Annotated in this window: 14 protein-coding genes; 4 read left to right on the forward strand and 10 right to left on the reverse strand. The window is 71.2% G+C overall.

Annotation, left to right across the window (positions count from 1 at the left end; genetic code table 11):
- Nucleotides 1–53: 53 nt before the first annotated feature.
- Nucleotides 54–1262, reverse strand: a complete 1209-nt coding sequence (gene ftsY, locus ACIQZO_RS27895) for a signal recognition particle-docking protein FtsY (RefSeq protein ID WP_403631263.1) — start codon at nt 1260–1262, stop codon at nt 54–56.
- 143 nt (nt 1263–1405) lie between these two features.
- Between ftsY and ACIQZO_RS27900 the strand changes: the two genes are divergently transcribed.
- Nucleotides 1406–2860 (forward strand): purine-cytosine permease family protein, encoded by a 1455-nt coding sequence (locus tag ACIQZO_RS27900; protein WP_403631266.1) that lies wholly within the window; start codon nt 1406–1408, stop codon nt 2858–2860.
- 63 nt (nt 2861–2923) lie between these two features.
- Nucleotides 2924–3910, forward strand: coding sequence for an LLM class flavin-dependent oxidoreductase (locus ACIQZO_RS27905; protein ID WP_403631269.1), 987 nt, complete (start codon nt 2924–2926; stop codon nt 3908–3910).
- A 41-nt stretch (nt 3911–3951) separates the two neighbouring features.
- Here the strand turns inward: ACIQZO_RS27905 and ACIQZO_RS27910 are convergent, their stop codons facing one another.
- The 4 genes from ACIQZO_RS27910 to ACIQZO_RS27925 all read right to left on the reverse strand — a co-directional run bounded on the left by ACIQZO_RS27910 (nt 3952) and on the right by ACIQZO_RS27925 (nt 10395).
- On the reverse strand, nt 3952–5385 hold the full coding sequence (locus tag ACIQZO_RS27910) for a sugar porter family MFS transporter (protein ID WP_403631272.1): 1434 nt from the start codon (nt 5383–5385) through the stop codon (nt 3952–3954).
- Nucleotides 5386–5566: 181 nt separating this feature from the next.
- On the reverse strand, nt 5567–9325 hold the full coding sequence (locus ACIQZO_RS27915; RefSeq protein ID WP_403631275.1) for an AAA family ATPase: 3759 nt from the start codon (nt 9323–9325) through the stop codon (nt 5567–5569).
- Between the two features lie 219 nt (nt 9326–9544).
- Entirely contained in the window at nt 9545–9763 is a 219-nt protein-coding gene (locus ACIQZO_RS27920) for a hypothetical protein (RefSeq protein ID WP_030012524.1), read from the reverse strand.
- Between the two features lie 350 nt (nt 9764–10113).
- A complete protein-coding gene (locus tag ACIQZO_RS27925) occupies nt 10114–10395 on the reverse strand; it encodes an acylphosphatase (protein WP_403631278.1) in 282 nt (93 codons plus the stop codon).
- Nucleotides 10396–10531: 136 nt separating this feature from the next.
- Between ACIQZO_RS27925 and ACIQZO_RS27930 the strand changes: the two genes are divergently transcribed.
- A complete protein-coding gene (locus ACIQZO_RS27930; RefSeq protein ID WP_403631281.1) occupies nt 10532–11497 on the forward strand; it encodes a CAP domain-containing protein in 966 nt (321 codons plus the stop codon).
- Between the two features lie 30 nt (nt 11498–11527).
- Here ACIQZO_RS27930 and ACIQZO_RS27935 read toward each other — a convergent pair whose 3' ends face one another.
- Nucleotides 11528–12139: a flavodoxin family protein gene (locus ACIQZO_RS27935; protein WP_403631284.1), complete on the reverse strand. Its 612-nt coding sequence runs from the start codon at nt 12137–12139 to the stop codon at nt 11528–11530.
- Nucleotides 12140–12266: 127 nt separating this feature from the next.
- On the opposite strand from ACIQZO_RS27935, the gene ACIQZO_RS27940 reads away from it, so the two are divergent.
- Complete coding sequence (locus ACIQZO_RS27940; protein ID WP_403631287.1) at nt 12267–12671, forward strand: winged helix-turn-helix transcriptional regulator; 405 nt, start codon at nt 12267–12269, stop codon at nt 12669–12671.
- Here the strand turns inward: ACIQZO_RS27940 and mutM are convergent.
- The 4 genes from mutM to ACIQZO_RS27960 form a co-directional block, all read right to left on the reverse strand.
- A complete protein-coding gene (gene mutM, locus ACIQZO_RS27945; protein WP_403631289.1) occupies nt 12644–13504 on the reverse strand; it encodes a bifunctional DNA-formamidopyrimidine glycosylase/DNA-(apurinic or apyrimidinic site) lyase in 861 nt (286 codons plus the stop codon). The two genes, ACIQZO_RS27940 and mutM, sit on opposite strands and share 28 nt — an antisense overlap.
- A gap of 118 nt (nt 13505–13622) precedes the next feature.
- Nucleotides 13623–14468 carry a ribonuclease III gene (gene rnc / locus ACIQZO_RS27950; RefSeq protein ID WP_403631292.1) on the reverse strand — a complete coding sequence of 282 codons (846 nt, stop codon included), beginning with the start codon at nt 14466–14468 and terminating at the stop codon, nt 13623–13625.
- A gap of 19 nt (nt 14469–14487) precedes the next feature.
- Nucleotides 14488–14661 carry a 50S ribosomal protein L32 gene (gene rpmF / locus ACIQZO_RS27955; protein WP_003965982.1) on the reverse strand — a complete coding sequence of 58 codons (174 nt, stop codon included), beginning with the start codon at nt 14659–14661 and terminating at the stop codon, nt 14488–14490.
- 2 nt (nt 14662–14663) lie between these two features.
- Nucleotides 14664–15374, reverse strand: a complete 711-nt coding sequence (locus tag ACIQZO_RS27960; protein WP_403631296.1) for a YceD family protein — start codon at nt 15372–15374, stop codon at nt 14664–14666.
- Nucleotides 15375–15439 lie beyond the last annotated feature (65 nt).

Genomic DNA, 15439 nt, shown 5'->3' on the forward strand with positions numbered 1-15439 from the left:
GGTGCCCCGCGTTCCGGCGGAACGCGGGGCACCGGTGTCCGTAGGGACTGCGCTCAGTCGCCGATCAGGGCGTCCACGAACGCCTCCGGCTCGAAGGGCGCCAGGTCGTCCGGGCCCTCACCGAGGCCGATGAGCTTGACCGGCACACCCAGCGCGCGCTGGACGGCGACGACGATGCCGCCCTTGGCCGTGCCGTCGAGCTTGGTCAGCACGATGCCGGTGATGTCCACGACCTCGGCGAAGACACGGGCCTGGGTCAGGCCGTTCTGCCCGGTGGTGGCGTCCAGGACCAGCAGGATCTCGTCCAGCGGACCGTGCTTCTCCACGACGCGCTTGACCTTGCCGAGCTCGTCCATCAGGCCGGTCTTGGTGTGCAGGCGGCCGGCGGTGTCGATGAGCACCACGTCGGCGCCCTCGGCGATGCCCTCCTTGACCGCGTCGTAGGCGATCGAGGCCGGGTCGCCGCCCTCGGGGCCGCGTACGGTGCGGGCGCCGACCCGCTCGCCCCAGGTCTGGAGCTGGTCGGCGGCGGCGGCGCGGAAGGTGTCGGCGGCGCCGAGCACGACGCTGCGGCCGTCGGCGACGAGCACCCGGGCCAGCTTGCCGGTGGTGGTGGTCTTGCCGGTGCCGTTGACGCCGACGACCATGATCACGCCGGGAGTGTCCTCGCCGCTCTCCGTCTTCACGGTGCGGTCGAAGTCGGTGCCGACCAGGGTCAGCAGCTCCTCCTTGAGCAGGGCGCGCAGGTCCGCCGGGGTGCGGGTGCCGAGCACCTTGACCCGCTCGCGGAGCCGGTCCACGAGTTCCTGGGTCGGCACGACACCGACGTCGGCGATGAGGAGGGTCTCCTCGATCTCCTCCCAGGTGTCCTCGTCGAGGTGCTCCCGGGAGAGCAGCGTGAGCAGCCCCTTGCCGAGGGAGTTCTGCGACCGGGCGAGGCGGGCGCGCAGGCGGACCAGGCGGCCGGCGGTGGGCTCGGGCACCTCGATCTCGGGCGCGGCCGCAGCCTCGGGCTCGGCCACCGGCGCCGGGGCGGGGGCTGCCGCCTCCGGCAGCCCGACCTCCTCGATCGTGCGGCGCGGCTCTTCCGCCGTCTCTACGGCGTCCTCCCCCACCTGCGGCTCGGCAGGCGGGGCAGTGATGGTCGGCGTGCTCGGCGGTGCCGGGGGCAGCTGCTTCTTCTTGCGGCTGCTGACCACGAGCCCGCTGATCACGCCGACCGCGACCAGGGCGATGACTACAGCAAGGATGAGGATGTCCATAACCTCACCAGTATCGGCCACGGCCGCCCCGGAGCCGGGAACCCGGGCATGCACAGCAGGACGTAAGCGCCCGTTTGTGGTTTTAGCGGCACATCAATAATGATGAACGACTTCCCTCATAACCTCCCCCACGGAGCAACCGCATGCCTGCCGAGCCTGCCGACGGAGCAGCCGAAACCGCCATCGAGACCCGCGGGCTGGAGCCCGTCCCGGACAGCGAGCGCACCGGCCGGGTGCGCGAGCTCGTACCCACCTGGGTCGCCGCCAACATCAGCGTGCTGCTGCTGACCATGGGCGCGGGACTGGTGATCTTCAACAAGCTCAACATCTGGCAGGTGCTCGTCGTCGCGGTCGCCGCGCCCGTGATCTCGTACGGGATCGTCGGCCTGATATCGATCGCGGGCAAACGCGGCGGCGCTCCGGGCATGGCCCTGTCGCGGGCGGTGTTCGGGCAGCGCGGCAACCTCTTCCCGGGCGCCCTGATCTGGGTGGCCCGGTGGGGCTGGGAGACCATCAACGCGGTCAGCGGCGCCTACGCCGTGCTGACCGTGCTGGACCTGCTGTTCGGGGTTCGCAGCAGCACCCCGCTCATCGCCGTCACTTTGGTGTTCTTCGTGGGGTGCACCTTCGTGGTCTCGGGCCTCGGCATCAACGCGCTGCGCGTCTGCTCCACCTGGTCGACGTACCTCTTCGGCGCCTTCAGCGTGCTTGTCCTGGGGTACCTGCTCCTCACCACCGACTGGTCCGCCGTCTTCGGCAAGCCGGCCGGCTCCAGCGCGATGATGATCGCGGGCATCGGCACGATCGCGGCGGGCGGGATCAGCTGGGTGCCCTCGGGCCCCGACTTCACCCGCTACCTGCCGCGCACCGCCTCCTCCCGGGGCATGGTCGGCGCGACGATCGGCGGCGCCGGGGTCGTGGTGCTCCCGATGGTCCTGATGGGCGCGGTCATGGCCGTCGGCACTCCGGACCTGGCCACCGCCACGGACCCGGTCTCCTTCATCGGCGAGCTGCTGCCGACCTGGATCGCGGTCCCGTACCTGCTCATCGCGCTCGTCGGCATGCTGCTGATCAACTCGATGTCCATGTACTCGGCCGGCTTCACCGCGCAGACCCTGGGGATCAAGGTCCCGCGCGCCTGGGCCGTCAGCGTCAACGCGATCATCAGCCTGGTCTTCGGCTTCCTGCTGATGGTGGTCGCGACGAGCTTCTTCGGCTCGTTCATCTCCTTCCTGACCCTGCTCGCCGTGGCCTTCTCCGCCTGGATCGGCGTCTTCGGCGTCGACATGCTGCGCCGCACCGCCTACGACGGCCCGGCGCTGCTGGACACCACGCGGACCAGCGCCTACTGGTACAAGGGCGGCTTCGCCTGGCAGGCGATGACCGCGTGGGGGCTCGCCCTCGTCGTGGGCCTGCTGTTCACCGAGGTGGACTGGTTCGGCGGACCGCTCGCCTCCACCTGGATCGGGGAGAACGGGCTGGGCTGGGCGGCGGGCATCGTCACCTCGGCCGTGCTGTACGCCGTACTGCCGCGCACCGCGCCGGTGGAGCCGGCCGCGTCCGGGGAGCCCGAGCTCGCCGGATCCCTGTCCAACTGACGCAACGTCAGCTAACGTCCCCCTTCGCCCGCCCACCCACATCCGGCGAAGGGGGACTTCTCCATGCCCATCACCGTGGCCCGGTTCAATCTCGTCGACCCGAACGGCACCCCCGAGTCCCTCTCCGCCCGGTACAAGGCGGCGCTGGAGATGGCCCGGTACGCGGACGACCGCGGGATCGACACCATCCAGACCGAGGAGCACCACGGCACCGACAACAACTGGCTGCCCTCCCCCTTCGCCTTCGCGGGCGCGGTCTTCGGCGCCACCCGCCGGATCGCCGTCACCGTCTCGGCGATCATCGGTCCGCTGTACGACCCGCTGAAGGTCGCCGAGGACATCGCCGTCCTGGACCTGCTGAGCGGCGGCCGCCTGGTGACGGTCGCGGGCATCGGCTACCGGCCCGAGGAGTACGAGCAGCACGGCGTGGAGTGGGGCCGTCGCGGGCGGCTCCAGGACGAGCTGCTGGAGACCCTGCTGAAGGCGTGGACCGGCGAGCCCTTCGAGTTCCGCGGCCGCACGGTACGGGTCACCCCCACGCCGTTCACCCGGCCGCACCCGCTGCTCCTGGTCGGCGGCAGCTCCGAGGCGGCGGCCCGGCGCGCGGCCCGGCTCGGGCTGCCGTTCTTCCCGAGCGCGCACCTGCCGGAGCTGGAGGCGTACTACCACGCGAAGCTCGCGGAGTACGGCACGGAGGGCTTCTGCATGATGCCGGCGGCCGAGACCCCGCTGCTGCACATCGCGCAGGACCCGGACCGGGTCTGGGCCGAGCACGGTGAGCGCTTCCTGCACGAGGCGGGCATGTACGCGTCCTGGCAGTCCAAGGACATCCGCAGCGCCGTACGGTCGGCCTCGCGCTCGGTGGCGGAGCTGCGCGCGGAGGGCGTGTACCGGATCCTCACCCCGGACGAGGCGGTCGCGTACGGCCGGGCCGCGGGCGATGCGGGGAACCTGGTGCTGCACCCGCTGTGCGGCGGGATGCCGCTGGACGAGGGCTGGCGCAGCCTGCACCTGCTGTGCGAACAGGTACTGCCCCGGCTCAAGGACTGAGCCGGGGCAGTACCGAGGAGAAGGGGTATTGGCGGGGGTGGTTACCCCATCTCCTCCAGCGCCTTGCCCTTGGTCTCCGGCACCCACTTGAGGATGAACGGGATCGAGAGCAGGGCGAAGGTCGCGTAGATCACGTACGCACCGGACAGGTTCCAGTCCGAGAGGGTCGGGAAGCTGACGGTGATGACCCAGTTGGCGATCCACTGGGCGGCTGCGGCCACACCGAGCGCAGCGGCCCGGATCCGGCCCGGGAACATCTCGCCGAGCAGCACCCAGACGACGACGCCCCAGGACAGGGCGAAGAAGAGGACGAAGCAGTTGGCGGCGATCAGGGCCACGATGCCCTGGGTGTGCGGCAGGGAGATGTCGTCGCCGACCCCGGACTTGAACGAGAAGGCCCAGGCGGCCAGACCCAGCGAGATCGTCATGCCGACGGAGCCGATGAGCGCGAGCGGCTTGCGGCCGATCCGGTCCACGAAGATCATCGCGATCACCGTACCGACGATGTTCACGACCGAGGTCTCGAAGGAGTACAGGAACGAGGCGCTCGCGTCGATGCCGACCGACTGCCACAGCGAGGAGCTGTAGTAGAAGATCACATTGATGCCGACCAGCTGCTGGAAGACCGAGAGGCCGATACCGACCCAGACGATGGGCAGGAAGCCGAAGCCGCCGCCGAGCAGGTCCTTGAAGGTGGACTTGTGCTCGGAGCGCATCGCGTGCTCGATGTCGGAGACGCGGGCGTCCAGGTCGATCTTCGAACCCTCGACCTCGGTCAGCACCTTCCTGGCCTCGTCGTTGCGGCCGACGGAGATCAGGAAGCGGGGGGACTCCGGGATGACGAAGGACATCAGCCCGTAGAGCACGGCCGGGACGACCATGACGCCCAGCATCCACTGCCAGGCCTCCAGGCCGGCGATGTCGCCGCGCTGGTCCCCGTCGGCGAGGTTCAGGATGCCCCAGTTGACGAGCTGGGAGACGGCGATGCCGATGACGATGGCGGCCTGCTGGAAGGAGGCGAGCCGGCCGCGGTAGGCGGGCGGGGACACCTCGGCGATGTAGGCGGGGCCGATGACGGAGGCCATGCCGATGCCGAAGCCTCCGATGACGCGCCACATGGCGAGGTCCCAGAGGGCGAACGGGAGGGCCGAGCCGATGGCGCTCGCGGTGAACAGGACCGCGGCGATCTGCATGCAGCGGATTCGGCCGATCCGGTCGGCGAGGCGGCCCGCGGTGGCGGCGCCGAAGGCGCAGCCGATCAGCGCCGCGGCGATGACCTGGGCGAGCGCCTCCGAGCCGACGTCGAACCGTTCACGGATGGCGACGACGGCGCCGTTGATGACGGAACTGTCGTACCCGAAGAGGAAGCCGCCCATGGCCGCGGCCGCGGCGATGAAGATGACGTGGCCGAGGTGTTCGGGCGGCGGCGAGGATCCGCCGCCTGGCGCCGAGGCCCGCGATGTGCTGCTGGTCAAGGTGTGCTCCGTGGGGTTTTGTCCGTCCTCACAGTGGCGCACAGTTCAAGATCGGGCACCACTCGAAGGCGGGAGACAGCGGAGCGAGCCTATGCGTTCAGTTCCTGAAGTCAATAGTCGGCGCAAAGTTCGCATGCTCCCGAGAACACCGACATTGAATTCACTTCTTGAACGATTCGTCTCAGCGCAGCCGTTGGCTGATGACCTTCGATACCCCGTCGCCCTGCATCGAAACGCCGTAGAGCGCGTCCGCGACCTCCATCGTCCGCTTCTGGTGCGTGATGACGATCAGCTGTGAACTCTCCTGGAGCTCCTCCATGAGCCGGATCAGCCGCTGCAGGTTGGTGTCGTCCAGCGCGGCCTCGACCTCGTCCATCACGTAGAAGGGGCTGGGGCGGGCCTTGAAGATGGAGACCAGCAGCGCCACGGCGGTCAGCGAGCGCTCGCCGCCGGAGAGCAGCGACAGCCGCTTGACCTTCTTGCCCGGCGGACGGGCCTCCACGTCGACGCCGGTGGCCAGCATGTTGTCGGGATCGGTCAGAATCAGCCGGCCCTCGCCACCGGGGAACAGGCGCGAGAACACCCCCTCGAACTCCCGGGCCGTGTCCCGGTAGGCCTCGGTGAACACCTGCTCGACACGCTGGTCGACCTCCTTCACCACTTGAAGGAGATCGGCCCTCGTCTTGCGGAGATCCTCCAGCTGCTCACTCAGGAACTGGTGGCGCTCCTCCAGCGCCGCGAACTCCTCCAGAGCGAGCGGGTTGACCTTGCCGAGCTGCTGGTAGGAGCGCTCCGCCGCCTTGAGCCGCTTCTCCTGCTGGGCCCGCACGAAGGGACCGGGCCGGTTGCGCGGATGCTCCGGATCCTCCGGCAGCGTCTCCCCCTCGGCGGCCGGAGACGGCGGAACCAGCTGGTCAGGGCCGTACTCGGCGATCAGGCCGGCGGCCGCCATGCCGAACTCCTCCAGCGCCCTGGCCTCCAGCGCCTCGACGCGCAGCCGCTGCTCGGCGCCGAGTACCTCGCCGCGGTGGACGGAGTCGGTGAGCTTGTCCAGCTCCCCCTTCAACTCCCGGCCCCGGTTGCGCGCCTCGCCGAGCTCCCGCTCGGCAACACCCTTCGCCCGTTCGGCCGCCACCCGCTCCTCGTCGGCCCGGAGGAGCGAGACCTCCACATGGGCGAGGAGCTGCCGGGCTCCGTCGGCCACCGCCCGGGCGACCTCCGCCTCGTCGCGCAGCTTGGCCCGGCGCCGCTCGGCCCGGGTCCGCGCCTCGCGTTCCGCCCGGGCCGCGCGGTCGAGTGAATCCGCCCGTCCGGCCAGCCCCTTGACCCGCTCCTCGTGGGTCCTCAGCTGCAGCCGGGCCTCCATCTCGGTCTGCCGGGCATTGGCCCCGTCGGCCGCGAGCCGATCCCGCCGGGAGCTGTCCGGCTCCTCGTCCACCGGGATCTCCTCGGCGGTCGCGAGCCGCTCCGCGCACTCCTCCACCTCGGCCCGTGCCTGCTCCAGCGCGTCCTGGGCCTTGGCCGCGGCCGCGGCGCTGCGCTCGGCCTCGCCCGCGGCGCCCTTCGCCTGCCCGGCGAGCCGCCCGAGCTGCTGGGCGACCCCTGCCCGGGCCTGCGCGGCGGCGCGCCGCCGCTCGGCGAGCTCGTCGACCAGGGCGGCCGCGTCCCGGCGCCGCGCCTGGGCGCCGGCCTGGGCCTCGGTGAGCTCCTCGCACCGCACGCCCAGCCCGGCCAGCTCGTCCGCGGCCTCGTCGACCGCGGCCTGTACCTCGATCAGGCTGGGCGCCCCGGCGGATCCGCCGTGCGCGAGGTGCGCGCCGAGCACATCACCGTCGAGGGTCACGGCCACCGCCTCGGGCCGCCGTGCGAGGAGCGCCTCGGCCTCGTCGAGGGTCGCGACCACGACGTGGTCGCGCAGCACCCATCCGGCGGCCCGCAGCACCTCGGCGTCCCCGCCGACCAGCTCGGCGGCGGGGACCGGCGGGCCCGCGGGTCCGCTCCCGGGGACCGGGGCCGGGATCGAGGCCACTCCGGCCGCGGACGTACCGACGCCCGCGGGCACATGCGGTGCGGGTGCGGGCAGATCCCCGTCCCGGGAGGGGGCCGGACGGGGGACGGCTCCCCCGGCGATGTCCCCGGCGGGGCCCCCGGCCCCGGCATCGGCCCCGGCATCGGCCCCGGCGGACGAGGCCTGGACCGGGAGGCCCGGCGGCGGCGTGCCGCTCGCCGCCGGGGCGATCAGCAGGGTGGCGCGGCCCGCGTCCGCGTCGCGCAGGTGCCGGATCGCCTCGGCCGCCGCCGCCGGCGAGGCCACCGCGAGCGCGTCGGCGGCCGAGCCCAGCGCCGCGGCCACGGCGACCTCGTACCCGGGGGTCACCGACAGCCGCTGCGCCGCCGGTCCCAGCAGCCCGGCCAGCCGTTCGCGCGCCACGAGCAGCGCGCCCGTACCGTCCTTGCGGCGCAGCCCCAGCGCCAGGGCCTCGCGCCGCGCCGAGACGGCCGCCCGTGAGCGTTCCGCCGCGGACAGCGCGTCCCGCGCGGCGGACAGGGCCGCCTCCGCCGCCGTCAGCCGCTCCCGGGCGGCCTCGTGGTCCGTGTCGGCCGACGGGTCGTCGAGCCCGCCGACCTCCTCCGCCAGTACCTCGTACTCCTCCTGCGCGGCCGCCGCCCGGGTCTGCGCGGCGTCCCGCGCCGCGACGAGCCGGTCGATCTCGGCCTGCGCCGCCCCGGCGCGGGAGCGGGCCGCGCCGAGCCGCCCGGTCAGCCGGGCCAGCCCCTCGCGGCGGTCGGCGATGGCCCGCGCGGCGTCGCGCAGCTGCCGTTCCTCGTCGGCCAGCGCCCGCTCCAGCTCCGCCCGGTGCTCGGATGTGTCCTCCAGCGCCCGCGAGGCCGCTTCCAGAGCGGCCGTCAGTTCGGCCTCCTGCTCGCGGATCCGTGCGGCCTCCCGCTCCATGTCCTGCGGGTCGCGGCCGCGCCGCTCCTCCTCGGCCGGAGCCGTCGCGCTCTTGACCCGCGCGTCCGCCAGGGAGGCGGTCCCCCGGACGCGTTCGGCGAGCTGCGACAGCTCGTACCAGGTCTGCTGGGCCCGTTGCAGGCGCGGCACGAGCTCCCGTACCGCCTCCTCCAGCTCCGCCTCGCGCCGCAGCGCCCCCGCGAGCTGGGCCTCGGCCGCCTCCTTGCGCTCCTTGAGCGCCGCCTCGTCCGCGACCTCCGCGTCGAGCGCGCGCCGCAGCACGACCAGGTCGTCGGCGAGCAGCCGCAGCCGCGCATCGCGCAGGTCGGCCTGGATGACGGCCGCCCGCCGGGCGACCGCCGCCTGTCGGCCCAGGGGCTTGAGCTGGCGCCGCAGTTCGTCGCCCAGGTCCTGGACGCGCGCGAGGTTGGCCTGCATCGCGTCCAGCTTCCGCAGCGCCTTCTCCTTGCGCTTGCGGTGCTTGAGTACGCCGGCCGCCTCCTCGATGAAGGCGCGGCGGCCCATGGGATCGGCGTGCAGTACGGAGTCCAGCTGGCCCTGGCCGACGATGACGTGCATCTCGCGGCCGATGCCGGAGTCGGAGAGCAGTTCCTGGATGTCGAGCAGGCGACAGGTGTCACCGTTGATCTGGTACTCGCTGCTGCCGCCGCGGAACATGATCCGGGTGATGGTGACTTCGGCGTAGTCGATGGGCAGCGCGCCGTCGGAGTTGTCGATCGTCAGCGACACCTCGGCGCGCCCGAGCGGCGGACGGCCGGTGGTCCCGGCGAAGATGACGTCCTCCATCTTCCCGCCGCGCAGGGACTTGGCTCCCTGTTCGCCCATGACCCAGGACAGCGCGTCCACCACATTGGACTTGCCGGAGCCGTTCGGGCCCACGACACAGGTGATACCGGGCTCGAAGCGCAGGGTGGTGGCGGACGCGAAGGATTTGAAGCCACGCAGGGTCAGCGACTTGAGGTGCACGCCGCCGGACTCTACCTTTCGCGTCCGGTTTCACCCATGAAGGTGCTGGGCACAACTGACGCCAATGGGATCAGGCCCCCCACCTGGCCCTGTGGTGCAGGGTGCGGTGGTGCGGTGGCCCAGAAGGGAGGCCGAGGGAAGGCCGAGGGAAGAAAGAAGGGACGCCGAAGCGTCCCTTGCAGATCATGCGGGGCTGGAGTCGAGCGACGAGTGAGCGGGTCAGGTGAGCGCAGGCTCCGCCTGGGGTACGTCGATGTCGATGCTGCCGAGCAGCGAGTCTCCGTCGTGCTGAGCGGCGGCCGCGTTCAGCGCGTCATTTTCGGACTGAATCCGTACGAGCTCGGACTCGAGGTCCTGGACGCGCTGCTGAAGCCGTCGCATCTCGGCGAGGAGTCGCGGGTCGGAACCGCCGACGTAACCGAGAAGCGCCTTTGCCATGATGGATGGTCCTCCACACTGAGTGACCGACCGAAGCGGTGTGGGTCGTGAGGGAATCGCACCCGCGGATGTCCGGCAGCGACTGACAGTCACTGCACTTACTACTGCTAACACTGCCAAACAGCTCAGGTGCGCGGGGCTTCCAGCGTCTCACCAAAAAGTTTGACGGTCAACACGATCACGCCCCGTATCAGCGGGCGCCCCCGGTCCCCGCAAGGGATGTGGAGATCATCCTCATCTCCGAGCCTTCCACGGATCACCGCCGTCGGCAACGCCTCGAGGGGGAATGCGCAGTTCCGACCATGTGCGGACGTTCCAGAGATGTGATGAGTGCATGATCAGCCGATCGGTCACCGCATCCCGAATCCGTCGTAGCCACCGCGCGGTGTGCCCCAGATCTCTGTCACTCCGTCCACCCGGCCGGGCGTGTCGCGGGAGCGCAGCCAGTCGAGGAGCCGGTGGCAATTCTCACGTTGACCTTCGGCGACCACCTGTACTCGCCCGTCGTCGAGGTTGAGCGCGAAGCCGACGACCCCGCTGATCTCCAGAGCGTTCTCCCTGGTGAACCAGCGGAAGCCCACTCCCTGCACACGGCCGCGCACCCAGGCGGTCAGACGGACGTCTTCGTTCATGCGTGAACGCTAACCGGCAGGGCACTTTCGGGTCACATCGCCCCCTTGGACCCATGGCGTACAGTCGCGCAGCAATGAACTCACCCATTTGGGTGGGTAAGGGTTGATCTTGATCCGGCAAGGAAGGCACGCTCCGATGGGCCGTCACCGACTCCCCACCGCGCCGCACAGCGGCGGTAAGCGCGGCACCGCCCTGCGCACCGGCCTGCTGGGCGTCTCGGTGGCCGTTGCCCTCGGCACGGCAGCCGTCACCACCGGCATGGTCCCGGTCGGCGGTTCCTTCCCCTATGTGGGGGTCAGCCCTGCGGACGCCCCCACCGCAGCGGCCAGGGCCAAGGCCTCGGCCGACCCGGATGCGGCACTGCGGGAGCAGGGCGGCCTCGCGAACCTGTCGGGCCGCGCCTCCGCCGGCACCGGCGCCGGCACCACCGCCCCGAAGCCGTCGGCGTCCGCCTCCGCCGCCCCTTCGGCCTCGGCGAGTTCCTCGCCGAGCAGCTCCCCGTCGGCATCGCCGAGCGCCTCCGCCTCACCCGCCGCCTCCGCCGCACCGAGCGCTTCGCCCTCACCGGCGGCCACGAAGGCGCCCTCCCCCAAGCCCCCGCGCACGAGCCCGGCCGCGCCGGTCACCCCGGTCGCCCCGGTCGTCCCGGCACCCTCCAGGAGCACGGCCGCCCCGGCCCCCTCGAAGTCGGCCACTCCCGCGCCCCGGCCACCCCTGGACGGGCACTCCGCCGAGGAGGCCGCCGTCGTCGAGCTGGTCAATCAGGAGCGCGCCGCGGCCGGGTGCGGCCCGGTCCGGGCCAATCCGCCGCTCGCCTCGCTGGCCGGGGCCTTCAGCCTGGACATGGCCACCCGCGGTTTCTTCAGCCACGACGACCCCGACGGCAACTCTCCCTGGGACCGCGCCGCCAAGGCCGGCATCTCGGGCCTCGGCGGGGAGAACATAGCCCGCGGTCAGGGTGACGCCGGGGCCGTGATGAACGCCTGGATGAACAGCCCCGAGCACAAGGCGAACATCCTCAACTGCGAGTTCCGCACGCTGGGCGTCGGCGCCCACGTCGCCGCCGGCGGCCCCTGGTGGACCCAGGACTTCGGCTTCTAGTCCGAACGGGCCCGCGAGGGCCCGCACGCCTCAGACCGCGGCGGCGGCGAGGGCCGCGCGGCCCGCGATGACGATGCGGGTCTGCCCGGTGACGCGGCGGCCGAGGTGCTCGGCGGTCGCGATGTCGGCCTTGTGGACCGCGTCCGCACCCTCGTCGGAGTTGGTCTGGGCGGCGGCGCCGGCGAAGAAGCCGAGACGGTTGAGGTCGTTCTCGGAGGCCGTGCTGGAGTTCCAGCCGGGCTTGAGGCCCAGGTTGATCCAGCTCATGCCGTGCTGCGCGGCCAGGATCTGGAAGTACTGCAGGGTGTGCAGCTTGTCGCCGCTCTTGGAGGCCGAGTTCGTGAAGCCGGCCGCCACCTTGTCCTGCCAGGCATCGCCGAACCAGCGCTTCGAGGAGGCCTCGGCGAAGACGTGGAAGGCGCCGGAGGCGGTGCCCATGTAGGTCGGGGAGCCGAAGACGATCGCGTCGGAGGCGTCGAGCAGCTCCCACTGCGCGTCATCGATCTCGTCGACCTTGATCAGGTGAACGGTCGCCCCGGCGTCCACGGCACCGCTGCGGACCGCTTCCGCGACGACGGCGGTGTGGCCGTAGCCGGAGTGGTAGGCGATCGAGACGACGGGGGTGTGCGTGATTGCGGACAAGGCTGATCTCTCCCTCGGGAAAACTCTCGCGGCAGCACAGGACGTGGTGCGACGAGAGAAAGAGAACCACTAACTTTTTGAAAGCGCAACCCATCAGTTAGCGCTGTAGAGGCGTACGCTGGTCCCCATGGAGACCCCCGCCTGCCCCGATGCCGCCGATATCGAGCAACCATTCGATGTCTTCGCGCGCGCCTGCCCGTCCCGGGAAACCCTGGAGCACGTCACCGGCCGCTGGGGCAGTCTCACCGTGGGCGCCCTGCACGAAGGCCCGTGCCGCTTCAACGAACTGCGCCGCCGGGTGGAGGGCGTGAGCGAGAAGATGCTCTCCCAGACGCTGCACGCGCTGGAGCGCGACGGCATTGTCAACCGCGAGGCGCAGCCGACGAACCCGCCGCGCGTCGACTACGAACTGACCCCGCTCGGCGTCGAGGTCGCGGACCGGCTGCTCGCGCTCATCCACTGCCTGGAGGGGAGCATGCCGGTGGTACTGACCGCCCGGGAGTCCTACGACGCCACGCGCGGCGGCCGCTGACAGCGCGGGCAGAAGTAGCTCGACCTGTTCATCCAGGGGCGGCGGCGTATCGGAGTGCCGCAGCGCCGGCAGGGCTCGTCCTCGCGCCCGTAGGCATCGAGCGAACGGTCGAAGTAGCCCGACTCCCCGTTCACGTTGACGTAGAGGCTGTCGAAGCTGGTGCCGCCGACGGCGAGGGCGGCGTTCATGACGTCCCGGACATGGCCGAGGAGTTCCGCGCTCCGGGGGCGCGCGAGGGTCGCGGTGGGGCGCTCGTAGTGGAGTTTGGCGCGCCAGAGCGCCTCGTCCGCGTAGATGTTGCCGACCCCGCTGATCAGGGACTGGTCCAGCAGCGCCCGCTTGACGGTGGTCCGCCTGGCGCGCAGTGCGAGGTGGTAGGCCACCTCGTCGAACAGCGGGTCCAGGGGGTCGCGTGCGATGTGCGCGATCACGTCGGGCAGGCCGTCGGACGTGTTCTCGTGCAGGGAGAGCCCGCCGAAGGTCCGCTGGTCCACGAAGCGCAGCTCCGTCCCGGCGGCGTCGTCGAAGCGCACCCGGATCCGCAGGTGCTTCTCGTCGGGGGCGTCCGCGGGCTGCACGAGCAGCTGCCCGCTCATCCCGAGGTGCCCGAGCACGGACAGGTCCCGCCCCGCCAGGGGCAGCCACAGGTACTTCCCGCGCCGCTGCGGCGCCCCGAAGGTTTCCCCGCGCAGCCGCGCGGCGAAGTCGGTCCCGCCGCCCGGATGGCGCCGTACGGCCCGCGGGTGCAGGACCTCGACGGCCTCGACGGTCCGGCCGGCCACCCAGCGCTCGAGTCCCCGCCGTACGACCTCGACTTCGGGCAACTCGGGCACGGGGTACCTCCGGTGGGAGTGGATCTGACGCTCCCGGCGAGCGTACCGGCCGGCCGGAAACGACAGCCGCCCGCCCCTGCGAGGCAGGGGCGGGCGGCTGTACATCCGGAAGGAAGCGTCAGGCGTCCGGCGCCGGGTCGGCGGGCGTCGGCACCCCGTCGTCCACGGTCTCGGCCGAAGCCGGGACCTCGGCCGGAGCGGCTGCGGCGACGGCTGCCGCCGAGGTCCGCTCGTCCGCGGCGGCGCGGATCCCGCGCCATGCGGACTCCGCTGCCTGCTGTTCCGCTTCCTTCTTGCTGCGACCGGTGCCGATGCCGTACGAGACACCACCGACGCGAGCGGCAGCGGTGAAGGTCTTCTCGTGGTCCGGACCGGTCTCGGAGACCAGGTACTCGGGCACGCCAAGGCCTTCGGCCGCCGTGAGTTCCTGGAGGCTGGTCTTCCAGTCCAGGCCGGCCCCGAGGTTCGAGGACTTCTCGATGAGCGGGTCGAAGAGCCGGTGAACCAGCTCCGAGGCCGCGTCGAGGCCCTGATCGAGGTAGACCGCGCCGATCACCGCTTCAAGGGTGTCGGCGAGGATGGAGGCCTTGTCCCGGCCACCCGTGCCCTCTTCGCCCCGGCCGAGCCGGATGAAGGAGCCGAGTTCGAGGCCGCGTCCGACTTCTGCCAGTGCACGCGAGTTGACCACCGCGGCCCGAAGCTTGGCCAGCTGGCCTTCGGGGAGATCCGGGTGAGTCGTGTACAGCGTGTCCGTGACCACCAGGCCCAGCACGGAGTCCCCGAGGAACTCCAGCCGTTCGTTGGTGGGCAGACCGCCGTTCTCGTACGCGTACGAGCGGTGGGTCAGCGCACGCACCAGAAGGGCGGACTCGAGTTGGTACCCGAGCCGCCCTTCCAGAAGCGTGTGGGACGAGGCCGCGTTGTTACTGTCTGCCTGCTTCTCAGCGTTGGACAGCTCAGACATTGCGCCTCTCACCAGCCGCTCAGACCTCGAGGACCTGGCGCTTGTTGTAGGTGCCGCAGCTCGGGCACGCAATGTGCTGGAGCTTCGGCTCCTGGCAACGCTCACACGAAACCAGGGTGGGGACCGCAGCCTTCCACTGCGACCGGCGGTGGCGCGTGTTGCTGCGCGACATCTTCCGCTTCGGAACAGCCACGGCTACTTCTCCTGCTTCTCGGCGGCGCCCTGAACTCCGTCAGAGGCAGTGCCGCTCATGTTGTCCTTCTCGTCGTCCTGATCGGTCACGACGAGTCCCTGCAATGCCGCCCAACGGATGTCGACGGCGTCATGGTGGTGGTCCGGGTCGTCGTTCAGGCTGAGCCCGCAATCGGGGCACAGTCCGAGACAGTCCTCCCGGCACACCGGCTGCATGGGCAGTGCGAGCACCACCACATCCCGCAGCACGGGTTCGAGGTCGAACAAGCCGTCCTCGAGGAAGAGCGTGTCCTCGTCGTCCTCGGCGTCGTCGGCCGGTTCCGCCTTGGAGCGGCTCCGGTCGTCGGCGTCAGGGTACGAGAACATCTCCTGGAAGTCCGCCTTGAGCTCACGCTCGACGGCCTCCAGACACCTTACGCACTCCCCTACGGCCGACGCACGGGCGGTGCCTGTGACAAGCACCCCTTCCATGACCGACTCGAGGCGGAGGCTGAGCTTCACCGGGGCGCCTTCCGGCACTCCGATGACGCCGGCGAGACCGAAGTCCGCCGGTGCCGCGATCTCACGGGACAGCCGCTGCATGGCACCAGGACGCCGGCCCAGCTCGTGCGTGTCGAACACGAGGGGCTTGTGGTGGTCGAGGCGGGTATTCAGGGCCGTTCCTGCTTTCACAGATCGCTGAAGATCAAAGATTCCGCCGCCCCAGGGCAGCATGGATCGCGGTGCATACGCGCGACCGAACAGCCAGGATACCCGGCGCGGGGCCCAGCGCCCAATCC

It is taken from the genome of Streptomyces sp. NPDC097617 (assembly GCF_044761485.1).
In the GTDB taxonomy this organism is placed as follows: domain Bacteria; phylum Actinomycetota; class Actinomycetes; order Streptomycetales; family Streptomycetaceae; genus Streptomyces.